Below are 23,566 nucleotides of genomic sequence, written 5' to 3' on the forward strand. Positions count from 1 at the left end.
TTAACGCAGTGAATCTACAGGTTTGAACTCGTTCTCAACTAGTGGTTTTGCATTAGCTTGAGGAACGTGACACTGCAGACAGAAGTAACGACGAGGTGACACATCAGCAAGAACGGCGTCTTCACGGTTCATGTAGTGAGTTACACTCACCTTAGTTGCACCCATTTCTTTCGCATTTTTCCAGCTGTGGCAAGACAGACATTTGTTTGCGTTCAAAGAAACTTCGTAGCTACGAATTGTGTGAGGTACCAATGGTGGTTGGTATACGTAATCGCTCTCTAGCACTTGGTCGCGTGGGAACTTTTTAAAGTCGTCCGCTGCGCGAGTTGCTTCTAGTTCACTTGCACCACGTAGAGATTCTACGCCACCAATGCCGCCTGGATTATCCAGCTCAGCTTCAGCTTGAACTGCACCAGCTAGTAAAAGACCAGCTGATAGTAGGGCAGTAATCAGTTTTTTCATGTTAATTTCTCCGCCTAAAGGCTAATTCTTTGAGAGGACTACTTTTTTCTAAAGTGTGAAAAAAGTAGCCGCAATATTAGATACTTAAGATCGTCTCTCTAAGCCTAGGCTTAAGCGACTTTAGTGATCTTAACTGGACACTTCTTGTAGTCCGTCTGTTTAGACAGAGGATCCGTTGCATCCAAGATCAACTTGTTGATCAGAATTCTTGCATCAAAGAATGGTACGAATACCAAGCCTTGTGGTGGACGGTTACGGCCGCGAGTTTCAACACGTACACGAACTTCACCACGTTTGTTTTCGATAAGAACTTCATCACCACGGCGAAGACCACGAGCTTTAGCGTCAGCAGGGTGGATGTAACAAAGTGCATCCGGTACTGCTTTGTAAAGTTCTGGTACACGACGAGTCATAGTACCTGTGTGCCAGTGCTCAAGAACACGACCTGTACATAGCCACATATCGTATTCATCGTTTGGTACTTCAGGTGGCGCTTCGTATGGAGCATTGATGATCAGTGCTTTACCATCTGGCTTGCCGTAGAAGTCCCAACCAGAACCTTTCTTAGCGTATGGATCTGAACCTTCTTTAAAGCGCCATAGTGTTTCTTTACCGTCAACAACTGGCCAACGTAGGCCGCGTACTTTATGGTAAGTATCGTATGGTGCTAGATCGTGGCCGTGGTCGCGACCAAAGGCTGCGTACTCTTCGAATAGACCTTTTTGAACGTAGAAACCTTGTGCTTGTGCATCGTCGTTAAGCTCTTGAGCTTCAGACAGAGGGAAAGCATCAACATTGCCGTTTTTGTAAAGCACGTCGTACATGGTTTTGCCACGGTACTCAGGCATTTTCGCAACCAGTTCTTCACCCCAAACTTCTTCAATAGTGAAGCGTTTAGAGAACTCCATGATTTGCCATAGGTCAGACTTAGCTTCACCTACCGTTTTCACTTGTTGGTACCATGCTTGTGTACGACGCTCAGCGTTACCGTAAGCACCTTCTTTCTCAATCCACATTGCTGTAGGAAGGATAAGGTCAGCCGCTTGAGCTGTTGCTGTTGGGTACGGGTCTGAACAAACAATGAAGTTGTCTGGGTTACGGTAGCCAGGCAGACGCTCAGTGTTGATGTTTGGACCAGCTTGCATGTTGTTATTACACATTACCCAGTAAGCGTTGATCGTACCGTCTTTTAATGCACGGTCTTGAGCAACAGCGTGTTTACCAGGTTTTGCTGGGATAGTGCCTTCTGGAAGTTTCCAGATGTCTTCTGCAATCTTACGGTGTTTAGGGTTAGCAACCACCATATCTGCAGGTAGACGGTGAGAGAACGTACCTACTTCACGAGCTGTACCACACGCAGATGGTTGGCCAGTTAGTGAGAATGGGCTGTTACCTGGAGTAGAAATCTTACCTGTTAAAAGGTGGATGTTGTACACAAGGCTGTTCATCCAAACGCCACGAGTATGTTGGTTCATCCCCATTGTCCATAGAGACATTACTTTGATGTTTGGATCCGCGTATTGCTTAGCAAGCTTGATCAGGTCATCTTGAGATACACCTGACATTTCAGATGCTTTTTCTACTGTGTACTCAGCAACAGACGCTTTGTAGTCTTCGAAAGAGATTGCAGTCATTGCGCCTGAGTTAGGGTTTGCTGCTGCTTTCTGTAGAGGATCATCGTCACGAAGACCGTAACCGATGTCTGTTGTTGCTTGCTTGAAGTTCGTGTGCTTGTTCACGAAGTCCCAGTTCACTGCATCGTTTTGGATGATGTAGTTTGCGATGAAGTTTGCAATCGCAAGGTCAGACTGAGGGTTGAAGATGTAACCAGTGTCTGCAAGCTCAAAAGAACGGTGGTAGTAAGTAGACAGTACGTTTACTTGAACGTGTGGGTGGCTTAGACGACGGTCTGTAATACGAGTCCATAGTACTGGGTGCATTTCTGCCATGTTTGAACCCCACAGTACAAATGCGTCTGCGTGTTCAAAGTCATCGTAACAACCCATTGGCTCATCGATACCGAAGGTACGCATGAATGCACCTACCGCAGAAGCCATACAGTGACGAGCGTTTGGATCGATGTTGTTTGAACGGAAACCCGCTTTCATCATCTTAACGGCTGCGTAGCCTTCCATTACTGTCCACTGACCAGAACCGAACATACCAACACCTGTTGGGCCGTTCTTCTTAAGAGATGCTTTCCATTTCTCAGCCATCACGTCGAAAGCTTTGTCCCAAGATACTGGTGCGAAATCACCATCTTTATGGAACTCGCCATCTTTCATACGAAGAAGAGGCTGTTCTAGACGGTCTTTGCCGTACATGATTTTTGAAAGGAAGTAGCCTTTGATACAGTTAAGGCCTTTGTTTACCGGTGCTTCTGGGTCGCCTTGAGTTGCAACCACTTTGCCGTTTTGAGTACCTACTAGTACCGAACAGCCCGTACCACAAAAACGACAAGGCGCTTTATCCCACGTGATTTTTGTTTGATCAGAGCTAGCAATCAGGTTGGTTGCTGTTGCCGGTAGTGTTACACCTGCAACGGCTGCCGCTGATGCAGCTGCGTTTGCTTTCACAAACGCACGTCTTGTCATTTTCATACTTCACCCTCAAGTTGAGAATTGTTGCTTCCAGTTTCTAAATCCGTTTCTTCTAGTCCAGTTTCGATTTGGTGATAAACCAAAGCTGTCCCTAAAACGTTCTTAATGTTGTTTATTGCTTCGATGGTGTCCGTTACAAAACCTTGGTTTTCGGTTTCTAGGACCACGATGATTTTGCCTTCAGGGCTATCTCCGTAGATCTCAGCGTTATCGAATTGCTCGATCTCTGCTTTGATCTCATTGAGATGCTCTGGGCTCACATGCACGACTAAACTTGATATATGCACTTCATTTAGTGCCATAAATTGCTCTCGTTATTTTTATTTATGCATTACTCACAAGAATAGCTGAAGTAGGGCAAACTGCTACGCAGGCTCCACAACCGCTACACTCATTTAACTCGATTTTTGGTAGAGCAACACTGCCTGCTCTAAGTTGAAATTGAATGGCCATAGGTTCACACATGTCACCACAGCTTCGGCATTCAACATTTTGTTGCGCTAAACACTTATCAGAAATACGTGCTTTTGCTTGCCAAGGCTCTCCTTGCTTTGGCGTAAAAATGGGTTCAGGACAAACGTCTGCGCATTGATAGCAGAACGTACATTCATCAATTGAGAAATCGACAGTAGGAAACCCACCATCGCCTACAATGATTATCTCAGTCTCACAACTCTCGATGCATTTACCGCAGCGAGTGCAGTCATCTGCAAAGCTTTCTAGGTTTTTAATCCAAGGCAAACGAATCTGGCTTGAATCAACTTTTCGTCTAGAAAATAGACGGCGTTTTGATAGATCTACCACTAGATACCCATAGATGTTGCTAAGATGTTGTAATTGTAGGTCATTATTCCATTAATATCTTGTAATTTGTCCTCACAAGTAGTGTAGTTTTAGAAACAATTGTATAAATACCCCCTTAGGGCTAATTGGGGGCATATATTGTCTCAGATCAATAAATTACGAAGCGAGTGATCACATATTGAATGGAGCTATGATTTTTGATGTGTGACAATACGATCTTGCTGGCAAGTCATTTATCAATAGGAAGGCTCTTTTGCTTATAAAACCGGTTTCATCTGTAACGAGTACGATAGCTAAATCACTGCTGTCTATACTGCTGTTGTCGGTTGCTACGACTGGCTTTGCTATCTTTACATTGGCTTCAAGTCTGAATGATGCAGAAGCGGTGAACGTCGCAGGTTCAATGCGTATGCAGAGCTACCGACTAGCCCATGATATTCAAATAGAATCAGTTGATTATGATTCTCATATCCGTGAATTCGAAAGCTCTCTTTACTCACCGTCGATGACCAACTTAGTAAGTTGGGAAGTTCCGACAGACATCACAGAAGACTACTATCTAATCATTGGTCGTTGGCATGAGCTGAAACGCGTATTGAACAGTGAAGATCGCAAACACTATCTCGTGTTGGTTGAAAACTTCGTGACTGAAATCGATGGCTTCGTTTTTAAGCTGCAAGAGTTCTCTGAAGATAAGCTGATTAAACTGGCGTGGGCTGGTGGTATTGGTTTAGGCGGAATTCTCGTCATATCTCTTTTTGTTGTTCACTTTGTACGTAAACAAGTTGTTAAACCTCTGCATGCCTTAGTTGGAGCTAGCCAGCGAATCAAGAACAGTGATTTTGAGGTAGAACTCAAAGTGACCAGTAGCAATGAAATGGGTATTTTGACGAAAACCTTCAACTCAATGGCGAAAGATCTCGGCGTGCTTTATCGCAATCTTGAAGATGTGGTGGATGCTAAGACGGTAGAACTACAAAATGCGAACCAGTCACTGCAGGCACTTTATAACTCGTCACAAGAGCTCACGGTGACGCGTATCGCGCCTGAAAATTTTCGAGCTATCTTGCAGCACCTCGTAAGCTTGGAAGGGATTGAATCACTGAGGCTCGAAATTGTAGATAACTCAGGCCGCTCATTGATTATGGATGAAGGCTACGATTCGAATTTAGATTACGAAAAGTTCGAGATGAAACTGGATGATAACGAACTCATTCTCGGTTACTTGTACTGTTCGTATCACCACGGGCATTCTACCAAGGCGCTGATCGAGAGCTTTATTCAACTGTTATCTCGAGCTATTTATTATAATCGCGCCCAAAAGAAAGCCGAACAGCTTATTATTATGGAAGAACGTGCGACGATTGCGCGTGAGTTGCACGATTCACTGGCTCAATCACTGTCGTATTTGAAAATCCAAGTTACATTATTAAAGCGTGTGATTGGCAAACTGCCAGAGCAACAACACAGAGAGCAGTCAGAGCAAATAGCGTCGGAAATCGGTAATGGTTTAGCAGACGCCTATACTCAGTTAAGAGAGCTACTCACCACATTCAGGTTGACTATTAAAGAGGGCAACTTTGGAGATGCCTTGAGCACCATGCTTGAGGAACTCAGTGAAAGGACCGATGCGAAGATTAACCTCACCAATAATCTTTCATCGATTGAACTTGATGCACACAGTCAGGTTCACTTGCTTCAATTGATTCGTGAAGCAACAATAAACGCAATAAAACACGCCAATGCCGACTTGATAGATGTATGCTGTATCGATGAGGACGGTGAAGTGTTAGTCGTGATTAAAGATAATGGAGACGGCTTTGACTCAAGTAGTTCTAAAACGAACCACTATGGGATGAGCATTATGCAGGAGCGTGCGGCAAGACTGAATGGCGACTTAACGATTGAAGCGGCTCAAGGTGAAGGCTGTACAGTCATATTGAAATATAAAAGTTTGAAGGAAGTTAAAGTTGACGATTTGTAAAGTAATGCTGGTTGATGATCATCCATTGATGCGCAGAGGTATAAGCCAATTACTGAGCTTTGAAGACGAATTCGAAGTGATTGCAGAGGCAAGTAACGGCACTGAAGCAGTTGCTCTCGCTCATGAAGAAGAACCTGATTTGATCCTTTTGGATCTCAATATGAAGGGCATGTCTGGTTTAGATACTTTGAAAGCACTTCGTACTGACGGTTCAAGCGCAAACATTGTAATCCTGACAGTCTCTGATAGCCCTGCAGACATTGAAGCGATTGTAAAAGCGGGTGCTGATGGTTATCTGCTGAAAGACACTGAGCCTGATGAATTGATCGAACTGCTCAAGCAAGCACACAGTGGCGATAAAGCTTACAGCAGTGTGGTTGCTCGTTACCTAAGCGACGCTGGCAGCCGCAATGACATTTTCGACCAACTGACTGAACGTGAAATGCAGATCCTTCAAGAAGTCGCGAAAGGTTACCGTAACAAACAGATCGCTGACCACCTGTTCATTTCTGAATCGACAGTTAAGGTACATATGAAAAGCCTGCTGAAAAAGCTACAAGTGCCTTCACGTACTGCAGCAACCGTTCTTTACCTAGAGCGTTACGGAGAAATGAAGTAGGGCTTGTTCCTTTGAAATTAAACTATTTCAGGCCGTGCTGTTTATTCATATTTCCACAGCTTTAACGATGTTTAGAAAGTGATATTAAAAAGGCGCTGAACTTATTAAGTTCAGCGCCTTTTTGTTTAAGCATTTTATATCAGTATTGGTGTTCTTCGTGTTCTGTCCTTGGTTAGTGGAACACAGGAACTTAAGGCTTAAGCCGTCATTGGAACCAATACCAGCGTACCGAAGATAACCGTGATAAGACCACAGATTACTGGTACTGATGTACGCTTAACAACTTCGAATGGGCTGATTTTACCCATACCTGATGTTGCCACCACCACGCCAGATACTGGAGAGATAGTACGACCTAGGTTTGATGCTTGGAGCATTGGGATGATTAGGAACGCTGGGTTTAACCCCATTTTCGCTGCTAACGATGGTGCAAGCTCTACGAAAGCATAGAAAGGTGCGTTACCAGAGCCTGTCGCGATAGCCGCAGCAACCGTAAGACCTGTCAGGATAAGCATCAGTGCGATACCGCCAGCACCTGCTGCTTCAGCAAGGCCGATTAGGTTATCAATCGCGCCGATAGACATTAGGCCTTGAGCAAATACACCTGCCGCAACCAACAGCATTACTACGCCTTTGAATGCTTCTGCCATGCCTTGGTAACAAGAGTCTAGGTCTTCTAGCGTTTTCTCACCGTCGAACTTCTTCACAACGTAATCGATGATCGCGCCAACGAAGATAGAGCCAACAACGATAGTGTAGATATCAAGCTTAAGGCCTGGAATCGTACGACCGTTGAATAGGAAAACACCGATGATTGGCAGGAATGGTAGAGCAGCGTAGAAAGCTGGCGCTGTTGTTTCAATTTCAGAAACGTCTACTTTTTCCATTGGTGTGTTTTCTTTCTTATCTAGATACTTGTTCCAGAAGAAAGCAGCTGCAGCCATTACGATGATTGCACAGATAGACACTGGCAGTACCGTTTGAACCGCAAACACATCTAGGTCTAAGCCTGACTTTTCTGCAGCAATAACAACATCACCTGATGTAGGAGAAAGAATGATTGCAGCTGGTGAAGCACATACCGCTACCGCAGCAGGGCGAGAGATACCCATTGCCGTCATCATTGGGAATAGCGTTGCCATCAATAGTACGCCAAGGCCGGTTGCAGAACTTACTGCAAGAGACATTAGACACGCTACGATGTATGCAGCAACAAGTAGTGCGTATGGAGATTTGATAACAGACAGTGGTTTAGAAAACTGTTTCACTACCACGTTGTTTGCGCCGATGTGAGTCATGTAAGAAGCGAAACCACAAAGAAGCATGATTTGCATGCCTAGGCCGCCGCCACGGTACTGAAGCATGTACTTAACGAATTCTAGTGAGTCGGTAACCATGTTACCAGTTGAAGCTACCTTAGCTGGTAAAACTGTGTGACCAATAAGGCCAGTAATAAGAAGTAGGGCAAGGCCAGCAGTTAATAATACACCCGCTGCTTTATAGCCTTTTACAATAAAGTAACCAACAGCGATGGTAATCACTAATCCGATCAAGAGCTCTAACATAGAAATCTCCACAAAGTTTAAAAAATATAAGAAAGTGTTTCAGAATATGACAATGAATGTACAGAAAACTGCACTGTGGCACGAGGCATAGTTGAGGTTGATATGATCTAAGACAAACATTTTTTTCGATGTTAATTGTGGTTGTAAATCATGCATAACTACTGTTGTTTAGATGTTAATAAACAAATTATATCGTTCATTAGAATATAGCTTGGATCACCTTTGTTGTGCGAGGTTGCATATGAAGGTTTTGATTTATAAAATTATGATTTTTCAGGCTTAGTGGTAGAAATCAAAAGGAAAGGGTCATTTCTTACATTCAGGAAGGTGGTTTTTGAATCTGAGGATTAGAAGATTAGAATCTGACGCCTACTTTATTGGGAATTAGCAGACGCCAGAGTTAAGTCACACAAAAGTTACAGAGTTCGACCTGTTGGTGAGGAAGGGTTAGTTGATATTTACGTCCGGTTCCGAAATTGAATAAGCGGGCAAGTCAGCACATGCCACCTTTTTGCAGAAATGAATCATTCCGCGTTGTGTTACCAACAATAGTTCTTTGTCGTTCAGTGGAATGTAGGTCATCGCATCGGAAGAAAGCACCGCACCTTCACTGATCATGACTTTCTCATAAAACGAGAGATCTCTATCTGGGATGATCTGTTCGTGTTGAGTCTCGTCTAACGAAATATCGTGTTGAGTGACAACGTAAGTTCCTGACGAGGTGAAACCAGCCTCTTTAGTCGAAACATATAACAGCTCGTAACTATTATTCTTCTTAAACTCAATATTCACAGAAGCTTGATTGTAAATTATTTTCTCTGGCGGATTGACCACCGATGCTGTATTGGCTAAATAGTGACCTTTAAGATGTTCTTTCGGAATAAAGGTTGTTAACCAGCCGACCAAAATACCCAATAGAGCCACGACAACGAATATCTGCTTTTCTTTATTCACAAGTAACTCCTTTAAATTCGCTAGGGAAGCTCAAAGATTTTCCTGAATTATCGATGATGATTTTTCGACCCTTATATTCATAAAGAGTGACGTTGTAGAGTTCTTTAAAGGTGAACTCGTCGGTTTCGATTGTACAAGAGATAAAATGTTGGCCTGTAAGATCTTCACCTAAGCTATTTCTGTCTAAATAGGCAAAAAAATAATGTGATAGACCCGCGGTTACCATAAATAAAGCAATTAGCGCTAACACATGATTTGTCTTTTTCGTTGGAGCTGCTTTTTCTGCTGTCGAGCTTTCTTCTATAGAGTTCTCTGTCGCTTGTTCAGTTTGTTGCGTAGATTGGGCTTGAATTTGACGCAATGCGCGTTCTTTATCTTGTGTTACTTGCCCTGCAAATCGGTAGCCTTTGCCGCGTTCAGTGACAATGATCATTCCACTCTTGTCTTCAAGCGCTTTTCGGCAGATAGAGATGGTTTGCATTAAGCTGCCATCTTCAACATAGATACCTTTCGATACCCATACTTGCTCAATCAGAACTTGGCGAGTAATCACCTCATTGGGTCTAGAGATAAAAAACTTAAGGAGCTCTGATTCGTTAGAACCTATTGGGTACGTACGGCCTGTCTTAAAGTGATGGATTTCACTCTCTTCTAAATTGACCTGTATATCATCATTGATAATAAATTCAGCAGACATCTGGGTTCTCATTGTAATAAGCGTTCTAACCTAAATATAACAAATGTCGCTACAAATATAAACTTACTGATTTCGTTGTCTTTGATGTTTAAGTTTATGATTTAAATTGGTTTGTTAACCTAATTAGATTTCCTTATATACCTTTTTGAGGTTGTTTAATGTGGTTTCAGGTGCTTGGTGTTAGTAGCTATTAGATCATTAACTGGTGACGCTGATTTAGTGGGTGTGGGTTAAGTGCTCAAATTTCTTACGTAGTTCTATCAACGTGTCATTCCAACTTCGTGTTGCCTTGCTCTCTGCGAATAAAAGTCGAACTTACCTCCGACTCAACCGGCAACTCAAATAACGATAAATCGCATGACCACACCAGTTAAATGCGAAAGCTACGAAGGAGCTGTTTTGAAAGAATTCAATAAGCCATATTTATGTGGACTAATCACGCTTGCCTTACTCGGCTGTCAGTCTGAAGACTCGACTCAAGAAGCCGTTTCAGTATTAGTTCCTTACAACATTAATGAATTACCAAAACCGAACGATGGATACGGGTATGACGACGACGGAACCATTACCGGAGTCGGTGAACATGCTGCCGCAATGTCATCGACCAATGATGCCTATTATCAGGACTACAACAATTCATACGCCGCTTTAGATGGTTGGGGACTTTGTGCAGAGCCCATTTTAATTCCTCTGCAAAGTGTTAATTCTGATAAACGCTTTCCACTGAATAATGAAACTTTATCGGGGAACGTGGTGTTAATTAATGAGTCAACTGGTGAGGAAGTTGGCACTCAAATATCAGCTGATGGTTCCAATATTATTATTCAGTGCGAGTCAGGGTTAAAAGAAGGAACGACTTATTCGATCGTTGTGACTGATGGGGTAAAAACTGAATTTGACGAACCTTTAAAAGCAGACGCTAGTTTTGATGAATTGATTTATTCAGGTGTTCCGCTAGAAAACGATAAGGAAGTAAGCATTCAGGAGCAGGTATTAAATGCGATCGATTCATATTATGCGCTTTATCCTGAGAAGGGTATTCCTGTATATGCCGCGCAGTTTAAAACTCAGAGTTCATATTCGACTTTGGATGCAATGAGAGACAATCATGTAAAGTTTAATACCAAGTTTTTAGACGGTTATAAAAAAGTTCGAGAATTTAATGGAGATTACAATCAATACAGTAAGCAATTAAGAATACCGTCTTACTTGCCTTTTACTGAAGGTCGAGAGTCTGAATGCACTATTGATGAGTTTGACCCGAAAGAAAACTGCCCACCACTCTATGAATGGATTACTAATGCTGATGGTGGCTTCCCTACTGCTGAGATGTCATCCCCTAAAGTAATTGAATTCCTCAATATCACGGCTGATATTTATTTGCCAAATTACGAAGACACTCCAAGGCCGATAGAAACGTCGACCGGATTTCCGACTGCGATATTCATCCACGGTGTTACTGCGGAGCGCGGTACAGCATCGTTGATGGCTGCGGAATATACAAAAAAAGGTTATGCCGTTGTTGCGATTGATATGCCATATCATGGGGAACGGATGCGTTATGACAACACTGATACTGACCCTAACGATGGCGAAAAAACAGGAGTAGAAATCAGTGCTCGAGCAAACAAGGCGTTCTTCATCAATATTGATTCTCCTTTAGCGCTTCGTTCTAACCTTCAACAATCTGTCTCCGACTTTTTAGGTCTTCGCTACGCGCTAAGCCAAGAATCTTGGGTAAAAAAAGATGATGTTCACTTAATTGGACAATCCTTGGGTGGAATCATGTCGGTGATGGTCAGTGAATTCAGCCAACCTACTCGTGATTTGGGTGATAACTCAGACTTTGCATTTAACACGGTGAACTTTGTTGTACCGGGACAAGGGCTAACTAATCTAGTTTTGTCTTCTCAAACCTTAGGCCCAGAAATGTCTGAAGGTGTAAAGAAATCTCCAGACGTTCAGCGTGGCATTGCTGAGACTGTCATTCCTGATATCTGTACCGCAGAGGCAACTAACCAGCAGTGCATTGAAGCGCTTCGTGAGTTTGTCGCACTTTCAACAGATAACGCGCTGCTTGTGAGTCAGTTGGAGAATGACATCTTTGATCTGGTTGTAACTGACCTTAAACAGGGGGTTCAAGCAACGATTGATAGTGCCGATCCTGCTAGCTTCATCTCTCGTCAAGTTGTGGCTGAGCAACCAACGCTTTTGTTAGCAGCTGTCGGAGATTGTGGTGAAACCTGTGATGTAGGCGTTGATTACGTACCAGACAGCGTAATTCCAAACACCGCCCCAGATAACATTCGTACTGGTACCGAGCCACTTATTACTGCTCTTGGCTTAGACCCAATAACAGGCACATCAGAAAATATAAGTGAAAAACGTGGTGCTGTAAGAACCACCACGGGTGGGCACGGTACGTATTTGTTCCCGTATGAAGGTCCTGTTGATGAAGACGGGCTACCGGGTATGCCGGGAGAAAACATATCTGATGTACTTGAAGCTGTGGACACTCAACAAATCGCCGTTGCTTCAATGGTAATGAGTGACGGTGCAGTAGTCGTCATAAATAACGAAGATCACATCGAAACAGAGGTGCCTCAAGATGAAGAATAAACTTTTATTGGGCACTGCCGCTGCACTTGTCCCTTGTCTAACCAACGCTGCTGGTTTTCAACTGAACGCACAATCTGCAACTGGTTTAGGTCGTGCATTTGCGGGTGATGCTGTCATGGCAGATAGTGCAGCGATTGTAGCTAAGAATAGCGCTGCAATGGCTTATATCGAGCAACCTATGTTGTCGGTAGGTGCTGTCTATATCGATAGCGGAATTGATGTGTCGAATGTCAGTTACACACCTTTAATGGGTGATACCACATCATTGGATGACCAAGAACTTAGCGCAGGTACGTTAGTGCCGAACATCCATTACGTCCATCCAATTCAAGACTCAAAGTTCACTTTGGGTGCTACCGTGCATTCCAATTTCGGCACTGATGTTGAGTTTGATGACTCATTTTCAGCAGATGAGTTTGGAGGAAAAACGGCACTCTCAAGCATCAACGTTGGCTTTGCTGTCGCTTATGAATTATCTGAAAAGATCAACTTGGGCGCAGGTATTGATGTTATCTACGGTGAAGGTGAAATTCACCGTACGAACCTACTTGATGTTGATGCCGACGGTTTTGGTTTAGGTGCCAATGTTGGTGCAACGTATCAGGTAAATGAGCGCAATAAATTTGGTATTACTTACCGTTATAGCCCGGATATTGAAGTGGAAGGTGACATCACAAAAGGCGGAGTTGCTGCCGACAAAATGAATGTTCCCTTACCAGACACACTCGAGTTTTCTGGGTGGCACCAACTCAACGAACAATGGGCTTTCCACTACAGCTTGCAGTGGGTGAATTGGTCTGAATTTGACTCGTTAACGTCTGATTCTTATGACGATTCTATTAAAGAATACCAATGGAAAGATGCGGGGCACGTTTCGGTTGGCGGCACTTACACCATGTCAAAAGACATCATTCTGAGAGCGGGTTACATGTATGACGTCTCTCCAACCGATGAACTGACGTCTTTATCTATTCCGGATGTCAATCGTCACTGGGTAACCGTGGGTGGTACCTATCACCTAACTCCAGCGAGTTCTGTCGATCTTGGTGTCGGGTTCATCATTGGTGAATCGCAACACGTTGATGAGAGCTTAACGACGATTCCAGGAAGCCAATCCAATATCTCTGCTGATGTGACCGCCGATGCTTTGCTCGTTGGTGTTCAGTACCAGCATCGCTTTTAGCGGGTTGTCATAAACCTTAATTATTCATTCTTATTCTTGGTTCAGCCAAGTAAACAACATCGTAAGGCTCTTTAGCGATATCGAGCCTTAATCCGAACTTATGGCTGTTGTTGGCATTGATATAAATAGCTGGATGCTTATTTAGCTCACAACGGCTGCACAGAAAAACGCTTCAAGTCAGACGATTGTAGCGACTTATGGTTATTGAACATGAAATTTAAAAAGCTTAGTAAAACCATTGCTTTGGCACTATTCGCCTTAAATACAACACCGACGCTAGCACAAGACTCACCATTGGTGCCCGTCACGGTCGAAAAAGCGCATACACAGGCTTTTACTTCATCCATTCGCGAAGTTGGCAAGATTAGAGCGACAGATTCTGCCGCGCTTACTTTCAGTGCTTCCGACAAAATTCTTACTATTCATTTCAAAGATGGCGATTCCGTCAAAAAAGGCGAATTGATTGCGCAGCTCGATAACACCAAGGCCAAAGCCGATCTTGATAAAGCACGAAGCTCACTCGCGCTAGCAAAATCAAAGCTAAAACGAGTACGTGAGTTACTAAAGAAACAACCGGATTCTATGTCTCAGCAAGATGTTGAAGAGCTAAAAGAGCAAGCGAATCTCGCGGCGGCTGATTTTCGTCAGAAAGAAGCACTGATGAACGACTATTTATTAGTAGCGCCTTTTGATGGACAACTCACTAACTTCAGTCATTCAGTAGGCAGCAAAATTGATAGTTCAACGGCATTGGTCAGTTTGATCAAGCTTGATCCTGTTGAGGTGCAGTATGCGATTGGCCAGTCTGATTTGGGTAATGCAAAGCTCGGTCAAACCGTGTCTATCCAAGTCGATGCTTTTCCGGGCGAATCGTTCGAAGGTGTGGTTGATTATATCGCGCCCGCGGTCGATGAAAGCTCAGGCCGTGTTGAGGTTCACGCACATGTTACGAACCCTGAACACCGCTTAGTTCCGGGTATGTTTGCCAAATTAAGTCAAATGACCAGTGAAGATTCAATGCAAATGGTGGTTTCGCAAAACTCGGTTCAAGCCAAGGACGCTAAACGTTTTGTATGGGTGGTGAATGGCAACAACATCGAACAACGAATTGTAGAATTGGGTGTTAACACCAATGATGGTTATGTGGTGGTAGAGAAGGGACTTGAGCTAGGCGAAAGCGTCGTAGCGACCGGACAGCAGAACCTCAAAGTTGAATCTCTGGTTAAAGTGATGAACCCAAATGCTGAGGTGAAATCCACTAAGCCAACCCAAGAGCAGCATCCAATTGAGCCTTCTGTCGATTGGACAAAACAATCGCCAAAAGTAAAAGCTGAACTGCTTGAAGAAGCGAGTACAGAACTTCCAAAAACGAACGACGTGATGGCAAAACCAGTCGAAATCGAACCATCGAAGGATTCAAAAAATACCGTAAATTCTGGCAAGGAAGCGACGACCGAGGAGAACGTGAATGAAGCTTCCTGAGATTTGTATTAAACACCCTGTATTTGCATCAGTGCTGAGTATCGCCATTGTGTTACTTGGCCTGTTGTCATTTCAGAAATTATCGATTCAGTATTTCCCTGACCACAAAACGCCTTCTGCGACGGTAACTGCTGCGATAAATGGTGCGAGTGCGGAGTTTATGTCGCGTAACGTGGCAGACAAACTGATCACTGCTGCAACGGGTCTTGATAGCGTTAAGACCATGACTACGGATTGTCAGGAAGGGACGTGTAATCTCAAAATCATCTTTGAAGACGACATAGATGAAGTTGAATACACAAGCCTGATGAACAACCTGCGCAGCAGTGTCGAAGCGATTGGTGATTTTCCGCCGAGTATGACGGATAAGCCAACAGTAACGGATGACTCTTCTGATACTAGCATGCCAAGTAACATCATCACTTTTGTGAATACTGGCAAGATGTCTAAACAAGAGATGTACGACTACATCAGCCAACAAGTTGTGCCACAGTTTAAGCATATTCAAGGTGTCGGTGGTATTTGGGGGCCGTATGGCGGCAGTGAGAAAGCGGTGCGAGTTTGGTTACAACCCGACCGCATGATGGCGCTTAATATGAGTGCTTCTGACGTAGTCGGCACGCTGAGCTCATACAATGCGACGTTTACCGCGGGTACGATAAAAGGTCAGGTACGAGATTTCTCAATCAACCCAGTCAATCAAGTGACCAGTGTTGATGATGTAAGAGACTTGGTAGTTCGTGTCGATAACGGCAAGATCATCCGAATCGGTGACATTGCTGAAGTCAAAATGGGTGAAGAGAGCCTAACGCCAAGTATTCTCCGTGTAGACGACAACCTAGCGATGTCGATTCAGGTGTTGCCGCTGAAAAGTGAAAACCCAGTGACGGTTGCCAATAAAGTTAAGAAGCAAATCGACCTAATTCAACCTCAGTTGCCAGAAGGCATTGAAATGAAAATGGTCTACAACCAAGCAGACTTTATTAAAACGGCGATTGATGAAGGCTTCATGACTCTGGTTGAAGCGATTGTTCTTGTTTCTGCTGTCGTTGTTCTGTTCTTAGGCTCTGTTCGTGTGGCTTCGATTCCGATCATCACCATTCCCGTGTGTGTGATTGGTGTGTTTGCCGTGATGCATGTACTTGGTTTTAGTATCAATGTACTGACGATTTTGGCGATCATCCTTGCGATTGGTTTAGTGGTCGACGATGCAATTGTTGTTGCTGAGAACTGCTACCGTCATATCGAAGAGGGTGAAACACCGTTTAATGCAGCAATTAAAGGGTGTCGAGAGATCGTCTTCCCTGTAATTGCGATGACCCTTACCTTAGCTGTTGTGTATTTGCCGATTGGTCTAATGGCGGGCTTAACCGCCGACCTGTTTAGACAATTTGCTTTCACGTTAGCAGCAGCGGTGATTATTTCTGGGTTTGTAGCGTTAACGCTCTCGCCAATGATGAGCGCCTATTTGATGAAGCCAGTTTCAACGCCAGCAAAGTGGTATCAAAAGGTTGATGCGAAGCTTAACGTTCTGTCTGACGTGTACACCAAGGAACTAGGTAAGTGGTTTGAGCGCAAAGGCTTGATGAGTGGTATTGCCTTAGTTCTAATTGCGTTGTCTGCGTTAGCGGTTTGGAAGATGCCTCAAGTGCTCCTTCCAACGGAAGACACGGGGTTTGTTGAGGTGACATCAACGCCGCCAACAGGAGTAGGGCGTCAGTATCATCTCGACAATAATGAACAACTCAACAGCGTGTTCAAAGGGGATGAATCGGTCGAAGCGAACCTGTCTTACATTGAAGGTACACCGACCAATCACGTTTTGTTAAAACCATGGGGAGAGCGTGACCAGTCTGCAGATGAATTAGTGAATGAGTTTATTGCCAAAGCGCAAAGTTCAGTTTCTGCGTATGGTATGTCTTTCAAGGTTCGCTCTGCGGATAACTTGAACATTGCGACTAACATGATTCTCGAACTTACGACCGTGAACCGTGATACGACAGTCTTGTCTGAAACGGCGAGCAAAGTGGTAGAGGCACTTGAGAATTATGAGGGCGTGACCAACATTAAAAACTCAATGTTGCGTGACCAATTGCGTTATGACTTATCGATCGACCGCAATGCGATTGTGTTATCTGGTGTGGATTACGGCAATGTCACCAATGCCTTATCGACATTCCTTGGTTCAGTGAAAGCGGCGGATCTACAAGCGGATGATGGCTATACATACCCAATCCAAGTTCAAGTAAACCTGAGCGATCTTGGTGATTTCAAGGTATTGGATAAGCTGTATGTGGATTCACAGTCGGGTCAAAGGCTTCCTTTGTCTCAGTTTGTATCGATTAAACAAGTGACGTCGGAATCGAACTTTAAGACATTCATGGGGAAAGACAGCGCTGAAATTACTGCTGACTTGATGCCCGGATACACGGCAAGTGATGTGAAAGCGTATATTGATGACACGGTTCCAAGCTTATTGAAACCTGCTCAAAGCTATGAATTCAACGGCATTGTAAAAGACCTCGTTGATTCAACCGCTGGTGCACAGGTGCTGTTCGTATTGGCATTGATTTTTATCTTCCTGATTCTGGCAGCGCAATTTGAAAGCTTTGTCGACCCTATGATCATCTTGCTAACGGTTCCATTGTGTATCGTCGGTGCGATTTTAACGCTGTCGGTATTTGGTCAAAGTCTTAATACCTACTCAAAAATCGGTTTGCTGACTTTGGTTGGTCTTGTCACTAAACACGGTATTTTGCTGGTGGAGTTTGCGAATGAGAAACGTAAGTCTGGTGCCAGTGCGCAAGAAGCGGCGATCAGCAGTGCACGTTCAAGATTACGTCCTATCTTGATGACGTCGCTGACGATGATCTTAGGTTCATTGCCGTTAGCGCTGGCTGATGGTCCGGGTTCATTGGGTCGTATTAATATTGGTCTGGTATTGGTCGGTGGCTTGTCTGTCGGAACTTTCTTCTCATTGTTCTTAGTGCCTGTCGCGTATGTCGGTATGGCGAACCTAAAGCAAATGGATGTGTTGACTCGATTGAGAACCAAACCAGCCTAATCTATCGAGTCGATTGACGGTTAACGTAATCGAAGAAACGAAAAAGCGCCCACCATTATTCATGGTGGGCGCTTTGTTATTTACTGTATTAGCCGTCTGAACAGGCTAATCCGAATCGAACCGATTAAACCGGTGCGTATTTATCTAGAATGGAGCAAAGTTATCAGGTACAACCGTTGGTACCGTCCAACGCTGATGAGCGTCTATCGCTTCCAATCCTGAGTTGCGCTGTGGGATCTGACCTCGGTCACCATATAACCACAATACGAAGTTAGAGCGCTCACCACTGGTAATTGGCAGTGCTGCGTGTGCTACGTTTCCTCGGTGGATCATTGCCATGCCGGGTGTAAACGTCGCCTCATTCATTTTACCGGTTGCCGGGTCATAAAAGTTGAGTGCAGAGCCTGAAAACGCTTCATCGGGTAAATTCAAATTGATATTAAGCGTGACAGAAGATGCATCAGTATGAAGGCGTAAAGATGTGTCTTTGTTCGCTTGATACTGAATAGAGAACCCAAAAGTTTGCGTATCGTAGCCCATAATTTCTGGGAACAACAAACGAGCGATTGGACGCATGTAACTGTCAAGCAGGTCGCGATAAAACGCTTGGAAACGCGGTGCTGCTAAGTAGCCTTCAGATCGGCTGTCCAGCATTGCACCACCTCGGTTGAGAACTATGCCATAAGGCGGGCGCAACGGGATTTGAGCCTTAGATACTTCTTCTAAGTAATCGCGTAGTCCGGCCAAACGCTCGGGGTCAAAAAACTGGAACTTAAACACACCAGGTGAGACTTCTTCGAGCAAGTCTTGCACTGCAATTTCTTTCGTTGGATCTTGCCAGGCCTGTCTAACGGCTTCACGCAGACGAGCGTCCAGTAATGAATCATCGAAATTTAGCTGGCTGCCTTCTGCGCTCACTTCCCACTCTTTCCAAGCTTCACTGAACAGACTTTTATTGTTGTCCCAAAACTGTTGTACAGAAGGAGCTCGTTGAAGCATCGCTTCGCGTGTTGGTAAATCGATGGCGCGTGCACGCTCTAGTTGATTAGATAACATAATGTATTCGCTCCTTTTGTTTGCTTGAGTCCAATCTATTACACCAAGGTTTGTAGATAAACGGGGCATTAAGCAAAACAGAATTAACGTTTTCTATATAATCAACAGGAAATTGAGAAGAAAGGGAAGGCGAACAAGAAGGTTCTATATTGGTGACTAAAAGCAAAAAAAGCGCATGACTGAAGGAATCAATGCGCTGTTTATAGAGAGTGGGAGCTTATCGGCTTAGAGCCTGCTGTTCGTTGTATCTAAGACTTAATTAAGCGTGATTAGTTATGATCAATATTGATCTTCGCGAAACTGACCGAGAACACTTGCCCTGCAAACTCTCTTGAAGGTTTTATTTGAGCGTAAAGGCCAGCTTTAAAGTAATACTCTTCCTCTAACCATGCCTTTGAAAGGGTAACTTTGTTGCCATCGCGGTCTTCTGTTTCGACACCCCAAGGTAAGAATTGCTCTGTTAATTCATCATTAATGAGTGTTGAAAGGTAAATACCCTGGTCATTGAGACGAATTGTGTAATCCCAATCAAGGTTCGCAGGCGCGTAGCCTAGGTTGACACTAAAAGGCTTACAGTCGCTGCAAACTTGGTTTCCTGACAGAAAGGAATCATTTAGAACGACACGTACTGGTTTGTTTTCACCATCCCACTGCAATTTCACGAGTGCTTGCTTAATGTCTTTACCATGGATTTGGCCAAGAACCACTTTTGGGTCGCTACCCGTTACATCTTTATCCGGAAATTGATCAACGCTTAGTGTTGCTTTTAACTCATGTGTTCCTGTTACTGCCCAGTTTTGCTCTTTAGTGCTGCAACGATTTTCGGAATCATAGTTGTAGAGCTCACGAAGCTCAGAGCGAACGTATTTTGTGTTTGGTGTTGTAGACACTTGGCCCCCAAGATCTACTGTAAATTTGAGACGTTCTTCGCCGTTAACTGATTCACGAGAGAACCAAGGTAGATTGGTGCCGTTGGTTAAGTACTCTTTACCATTACATTCTTGGGGGATGAGCTCGGCTGCGCTGCTACGACCATTGTTGTAGTAATCGTCGCCACTGACAGGAAGGGTGATTTTCCATTGCTCTATGTTCCAGTCACAGTCGGTACATGTTGTCAGGTCTGATTGGTCGCTTTTAGCGTTGGCTTCGCAGCCTGTGAGTAATAAACCGCTAGAAATAAGTGCAGCAATCTTGAAGTGTTTTACAGTTTGTTGAGTGTTGAACATAAAAAGTAATTTGTAATACAAAAGGTAGGCGAACTTTAGCGATAAATTACGGGGTTTTCATGGGTCCAAGAGTGGTTTTACATTTATCTGACAGAGCTTTGAGCGCTCGATTCCAAAAACACATCTCAATACAATTTTTCGAAGTAATAGAAGTAGGTGTTGGGTCAATGAAGCGCGTGTTTGTATAGGACCTAGTGATGATTTACTGGACGATCACGCAAATCCTTTTGCATGTTCGATGGGGGAAATCTTTCTTAGAAGTCGTAGTTTAGATTCATTGAACTGTAGATCTCGCTGTTGCTTTGGTCTGAGGCAACAGTGGTGTTGTAAATGTATTCGGTATCAAACGTCAGTGCTAAATTGCCCATCAGAATGTTTTTTAGATAGCCCTTTAGGTTGTAGTTTGTGTTCTCTTCACCGTAGGCCATGTTTGCAGTTGCGCCCATAGAGAACGTTTCTGTAAGCGTTAGCGAGCCATCAATACTGGCATTAACGATCAGTTCATAGTTTTCTTTGTCCGGGAACTCTTCGTCGGAGGATTGTCGTTTACTGATTCGATAACCCGGCCCCGCAGAGCCTTGAAGCTTGATTCTTTCAGTATCGTAAAAGTGACGGCCCAATCCGGTCGCGGTAATAAACTGCTTACGATAGGTACCATAGTGGTCGTGTTCAAAACGTGTTGTCGCGACTAAGTAAGTCACCTCGTTCAAGTCATAACTAATGCCATAGTTGGTGGTATAGCGATTCGTACCATCTTCATCATTTTCAGCATCCGTGTAATAGGTATCGAACTGGACTCGTTGTCCCCAGTTTTCCTTTTTGTAGCCTACGGATATTCCAGAATTGATAGACAAAGATGAACTGGTGTTTTGAGAGTAGATAAACCCCAACTTGGTTAACGTCGTGAAGGGCGATTCAACTTCTGGTTCCACCTTTTCTTCCAATATGGCTTCATCTTGTAAGGCTTGTTCTTCTGTAAGTTCAAGTTGCTCTGTCAGCTCTAGTGGTTCCGTAAGTATCGGCTCTTCGGTCGGTACCGTTTCTTCCGCGAACAGTGGCATGGATAAGACCATTGCGACCAAAGGTAACGGGTTGAAATTGGTTTTGTTTAGAGCTGTGTTTTGTATTGGACGTGTTGTTCTTGAGATAGCGTAGGTCGACATAATGGTTAGATACATAATTGATTGAACACGACCAACTAACAGTTAGTCGTGATGAGTAGTCTATGTTCGAGTCGAAAGGTGAACTGAGTTACGACGCGATAGGCAAAGGGGAGAAGATGGTTTTAATCTCAGAGAACCCGTTGCCACGATGCGGGTTGAAATCTTCAATGTGGACAAAGAATTCAAGGATCTCAGAAGGTTTGTCGTCTTCAATCAATAAGAACTCCAGCAAGCCTTTCTCGACATGGCACGAAAGAATCGTCTCATTGGAATGATCAGCCGAAACTTGCTCAACATTGATCACCACGCTTGTCTCAGGTAATACGTTGAAAGAGTCTTGAGCACATTTAAGAACACAGCTACACACATACTCTCGATACAGTGCATTACTTTCAGATAGGGACAGGGTCTCTAGCTTTACCTCACCTTGGCACAATACCTTTTTCTCTTTAGGGATGACGTTGTGCTTATTCACCTGAATATTGATTTCTAACAGGTGGCCGTTCTTATAGGTATTAAAGTTATGATTGATCAGCTTAGTGTCGACCACTGCGGCGTTCATCGTGTTTTGTTGAGCTTCAGAAAGGGCAGACAGCTTCGCTTGGCTATCGTTATTCAAAACACCTTTCGACAATTGATTGCCTTTGGCCCAGTAGCTGTAGTTCTGCACCCAATGTACAAATTCAGTTTTGTATTGTTCGATGTCTTTCTCTGCCGCTCGCTCAATATTGGCGGTGAGGGTATACAACTTGGATTTGTTGCCCAGCAGCATATCGAGCCAGTTGGGTTTGTACTCGTCGAGCGCTTCCATGGCTTTGACTTTATGGTCGAAGCGAACCGTTGGCATTACAGGAGCCGGTTCCATAGCAATCGACTCCCAATTCACTTTTGGTGTAGGAATGGTATGGACGGATTGGGTTAAGTGCAGGTGTTGATTGAACAAGGTCACTTCATTGACCGCGTCCTCAAGTTGTTTGGTATTCATCTACATTCCTGTCGACGGTTGCTCTTGTTATTTGGCGTTCATTTTATGGTCAAAGCGTGCGAACGGTATTTGAATGAAGGTGAATGATCTTTCGTGAGGTTGTTTGATATCGGTTTAGGAATATTTGGGGTGGTTGAAACTAGTATTATGAGTAGGGAATGTGCAAAAACACAGAGAACAGGCGTCCTCTGTGTTGGTTAGGTGCAGCGCTAGATTAAGTCTTATCGTTGGCGTCTTGCGACCAAAGTGAATCGGTAATCGTTAGATGTGAAGTAGTTGCGACTGTATTCAAATACTGTGTTATTAGCTAGGTAACCACGAGTACGTTTTTCAATAATCGGCTGAGCAGGGTCGATCCCTAACTGATGAGCCACATCTTCTGGTGGAAGGATCGGTACCAGTTCTTGCTCACTTCGATCAATCACCATGCCTTTGGTGTTTTCAATAAAGTCGTATTTTGATGTTTGCATCACTTGATACGTAAGGTCTGGAAACAAAGCAACAGGCAACCAAGTTTCTTCAACTGTGATTGGGTTGTTGTCGATGAAACGAACACGCTTTACGTAGAAAACCAATTCGCCTTCTTTGATATCTAGATGTTCAGACATCGCCAAAGAACAAGGCTTCATTTCAAAAGCCAGCACTTCACTGTGGGTAACCACATCCAAATGCGCCCACTTTTCTTGAAAGCTAGACTGCTTATAGATGTCGTAATTGATTTTGTTCTCTTTAACGTAAGTGCCGCTGCCTTGCACGCTTTCAAGTTCATCATTTTCGATCAGTAGCTTCAGCGCTTGTCTAACCGTTACACGGCTGACAGAAAATACTTCGCGCAATTGCGCTTCTGTTGGAAGTGCTTCTCCAACCTTATATTCACCAGAACTGATCTTTTCTCGTATTGCATCTGCGATTTGGCGATACATCGGGAGTCTTGCCATTTTTGCCTCATTTGTGCGCTAGAACAACTAGACTTTGTTCAACAACCTGTACCTTAAATACGTAAATTTGCTCTATATAAGCCTTGCTCTCAAGGTTAGTGTGAGCGTCGTATCGGTGTTTTGTAGTACATATAATACAAATTAAACGATACATAACAAGCTTTC

At 43.9% G+C, this 23,566-nt stretch carries 17 protein-coding genes and 1 pseudogene; 6 read left to right on the plus strand and 12 right to left on the minus strand.

Annotated features, from left to right (window positions below):
• The 4 genes from L1D37_RS00135 to napF form a co-directional block, all read right to left on the minus strand.
• A complete protein-coding gene (locus L1D37_RS00135) occupies window positions 1-462 on the minus strand; it encodes a nitrate reductase cytochrome c-type subunit (RefSeq protein ID WP_017062614.1) in 462 nt (153 codons plus the stop codon).
• A 110-nt stretch (window positions 463-572) separates the two neighbouring features.
• The gene (gene napA, locus L1D37_RS00140; RefSeq protein WP_239846433.1) at window positions 573-3,062 is read right to left on the minus strand and encodes a periplasmic nitrate reductase subunit alpha; all 2,490 of its coding nucleotides are present in this window, start codon (window positions 3,060-3,062) and stop codon (window positions 573-575) included.
• Window positions 3,059-3,364, minus strand: coding sequence for a chaperone NapD (locus L1D37_RS00145; protein WP_017058194.1), 306 nt, complete (start codon window positions 3,362-3,364; stop codon window positions 3,059-3,061). Before L1D37_RS00145 ends, napA begins: the two co-directional genes overlap by 4 nt.
• A 22-nt stretch (window positions 3,365-3,386) precedes the next feature.
• Window positions 3,387-3,866 carry a ferredoxin-type protein NapF gene (gene napF, locus L1D37_RS00150; RefSeq protein ID WP_239846434.1) on the minus strand — a complete coding sequence of 160 codons (480 nt, stop codon included), beginning with the start codon at window positions 3,864-3,866 and terminating at the stop codon, window positions 3,387-3,389.
• 253 nt (window positions 3,867-4,119) lie between these two features.
• On the opposite strand from napF, the gene narQ reads away from it, so the two are divergent.
• Both narQ and L1D37_RS00160 read left to right on the plus strand, forming a co-directional pair.
• Entirely contained in the window at window positions 4,120-5,850 is a 1,731-nt protein-coding gene (gene narQ / locus L1D37_RS00155) for a nitrate/nitrite two-component system sensor histidine kinase NarQ (protein ID WP_123285647.1), read from the plus strand.
• Window positions 5,837-6,469 (plus strand): response regulator, encoded by a 633-nt coding sequence (locus tag L1D37_RS00160; protein ID WP_239846435.1) that lies wholly within the window; start codon window positions 5,837-5,839, stop codon window positions 6,467-6,469. The genes narQ and L1D37_RS00160 overlap by 14 nt, the downstream gene beginning before the upstream one ends.
• A gap of 197 nt (window positions 6,470-6,666) precedes the next feature.
• Here the strand turns inward: L1D37_RS00160 and dcuC are convergent, their stop codons facing one another.
• The 3 genes from dcuC to L1D37_RS00175 form a co-directional block, all read right to left on the minus strand.
• Window positions 6,667-8,034 (minus strand): anaerobic C4-dicarboxylate transporter DcuC, encoded by a 1,368-nt coding sequence (dcuC, locus tag L1D37_RS00165; RefSeq protein WP_123285646.1) that lies wholly within the window; start codon window positions 8,032-8,034, stop codon window positions 6,667-6,669.
• Between the two features lie 447 nt (window positions 8,035-8,481).
• The gene (locus tag L1D37_RS00170) at window positions 8,482-8,988 is read right to left on the minus strand and encodes a hypothetical protein (RefSeq protein ID WP_239846436.1); all 507 of its coding nucleotides are present in this window, start codon (window positions 8,986-8,988) and stop codon (window positions 8,482-8,484) included.
• Window positions 8,981-9,685, minus strand: a complete 705-nt coding sequence (locus L1D37_RS00175; RefSeq protein ID WP_239846437.1) for a winged helix-turn-helix domain-containing protein — start codon at window positions 9,683-9,685, stop codon at window positions 8,981-8,983. The genes L1D37_RS00170 and L1D37_RS00175 overlap by 8 nt, the downstream gene beginning before the upstream one ends.
• Before the next feature lie 357 nt (window positions 9,686-10,042).
• Here L1D37_RS00175 and L1D37_RS00180 point away from each other — a divergent pair, with 357 nt between their 5' ends.
• The 4 genes from L1D37_RS00180 (at window position 10,043) to L1D37_RS00195 (ending at window position 18,033) form a co-directional block, all read left to right on the plus strand.
• Window positions 10,043-12,304, plus strand: coding sequence for a lipase (locus L1D37_RS00180; protein ID WP_239846438.1), 2,262 nt, complete (start codon window positions 10,043-10,045; stop codon window positions 12,302-12,304).
• Window positions 12,294-13,487 (plus strand): outer membrane protein transport protein, encoded by a 1,194-nt coding sequence (locus L1D37_RS00185; RefSeq protein WP_239846439.1) that lies wholly within the window; start codon window positions 12,294-12,296, stop codon window positions 13,485-13,487. Before L1D37_RS00180 ends, L1D37_RS00185 begins: the two co-directional genes overlap by 11 nt.
• A gap of 210 nt (window positions 13,488-13,697) precedes the next feature.
• On the plus strand, window positions 13,698-14,969 hold the full coding sequence (locus tag L1D37_RS00190) for an efflux RND transporter periplasmic adaptor subunit (RefSeq protein ID WP_239846440.1): 1,272 nt from the start codon (window positions 13,698-13,700) through the stop codon (window positions 14,967-14,969).
• Window positions 14,956-18,033 (plus strand): efflux RND transporter permease subunit, encoded by a 3,078-nt coding sequence (locus tag L1D37_RS00195; RefSeq protein ID WP_239846441.1) that lies wholly within the window; start codon window positions 14,956-14,958, stop codon window positions 18,031-18,033. Before L1D37_RS00190 ends, L1D37_RS00195 begins: the two co-directional genes overlap by 14 nt.
• Window positions 18,034-18,177: 144 nt before the next feature.
• On the opposite strand, the gene L1D37_RS00200 is transcribed toward L1D37_RS00195, so the two are convergent.
• The 5 genes and pseudogenes from L1D37_RS00200 to L1D37_RS00220 form a co-directional block, all read right to left on the minus strand.
• Complete coding sequence (locus L1D37_RS00200; protein ID WP_239846442.1) at window positions 18,178-19,089, minus strand: 2OG-Fe(II) oxygenase; 912 nt, start codon at window positions 19,087-19,089, stop codon at window positions 18,178-18,180.
• A gap of 269 nt (window positions 19,090-19,358) precedes the next feature.
• A pseudogene (locus L1D37_RS00205) lies at window positions 19,359-20,358 on the minus strand (polysaccharide lyase family 7 protein).
• A gap of 211 nt (window positions 20,359-20,569) precedes the next feature.
• The gene (locus tag L1D37_RS00210) at window positions 20,570-21,388 is read right to left on the minus strand and encodes a DUF481 domain-containing protein (RefSeq protein ID WP_239846868.1); all 819 of its coding nucleotides are present in this window, start codon (window positions 21,386-21,388) and stop codon (window positions 20,570-20,572) included.
• Between the two features lie 178 nt (window positions 21,389-21,566).
• The gene (locus L1D37_RS00215; RefSeq protein WP_239846444.1) at window positions 21,567-22,463 is read right to left on the minus strand and encodes a hypothetical protein; all 897 of its coding nucleotides are present in this window, start codon (window positions 22,461-22,463) and stop codon (window positions 21,567-21,569) included.
• A 221-nt stretch (window positions 22,464-22,684) separates the two neighbouring features.
• Window positions 22,685-23,401, minus strand: coding sequence for a GntR family transcriptional regulator (locus tag L1D37_RS00220; RefSeq protein WP_123285640.1), 717 nt, complete (start codon window positions 23,399-23,401; stop codon window positions 22,685-22,687).
• Window positions 23,402-23,566 lie beyond the last annotated feature (165 nt).

Source organism: Vibrio sp. Isolate33 (assembly GCF_022397895.1).
GTDB classification, from domain to species: Bacteria; Pseudomonadota; Gammaproteobacteria; order Enterobacterales; family Vibrionaceae; genus Vibrio; species Vibrio pomeroyi.

Coding starts and splice junctions, on each gene's coding strand:
- L1D37_RS00135 (WP_017062614.1), bottom strand. CDS start 462: ATGAAAAAACTGATTACTGCCCTACTATCAGCTGGTCTTTTACTAGCT.
- napA (WP_239846433.1), bottom strand. CDS start 3,062: ATGAAAATGACAAGACGTGCGTTTGTGAAAGCAAACGCAGCTGCATCA.
- L1D37_RS00145 (WP_017058194.1), bottom strand. CDS start 3,364: ATGGCACTAAATGAAGTGCATATATCAAGTTTAGTCGTGCATGTGAGC.
- dcuC (WP_123285646.1), bottom strand. CDS start 8,034: ATGTTAGAGCTCTTGATCGGATTAGTGATTACCATCGCTGTTGGTTAC.
- L1D37_RS00175 (WP_239846437.1), bottom strand. CDS start 9,685: ATGTCTGCTGAATTTATTATCAATGATGATATACAGGTCAATTTAGAA.
- L1D37_RS00180 (WP_239846438.1), top strand. CDS start 10,043: ATGACCACACCAGTTAAATGCGAAAGCTACGAAGGAGCTGTTTTGAAA.
- L1D37_RS00185 (WP_239846439.1), top strand. CDS start 12,294: ATGAAGAATAAACTTTTATTGGGCACTGCCGCTGCACTTGTCCCTTGT.
- L1D37_RS00190 (WP_239846440.1), top strand. CDS start 13,698: ATGAAATTTAAAAAGCTTAGTAAAACCATTGCTTTGGCACTATTCGCC.
- L1D37_RS00195 (WP_239846441.1), top strand. CDS start 14,956: ATGAAGCTTCCTGAGATTTGTATTAAACACCCTGTATTTGCATCAGTG.
- L1D37_RS00200 (WP_239846442.1), bottom strand. CDS start 19,089: ATGTTATCTAATCAACTAGAGCGTGCACGCGCCATCGATTTACCAACA.
- L1D37_RS00210 (WP_239846868.1), bottom strand. CDS start 21,388: ATGGTCTTATCCATGCCACTGTTCGCGGAAGAAACGGTACCGACCGAA.
- L1D37_RS00215 (WP_239846444.1), bottom strand. CDS start 22,463: ATGAATACCAAACAACTTGAGGACGCGGTCAATGAAGTGACCTTGTTC.
- L1D37_RS00220 (WP_123285640.1), bottom strand. CDS start 23,401: ATGGCAAGACTCCCGATGTATCGCCAAATCGCAGATGCAATACGAGAA.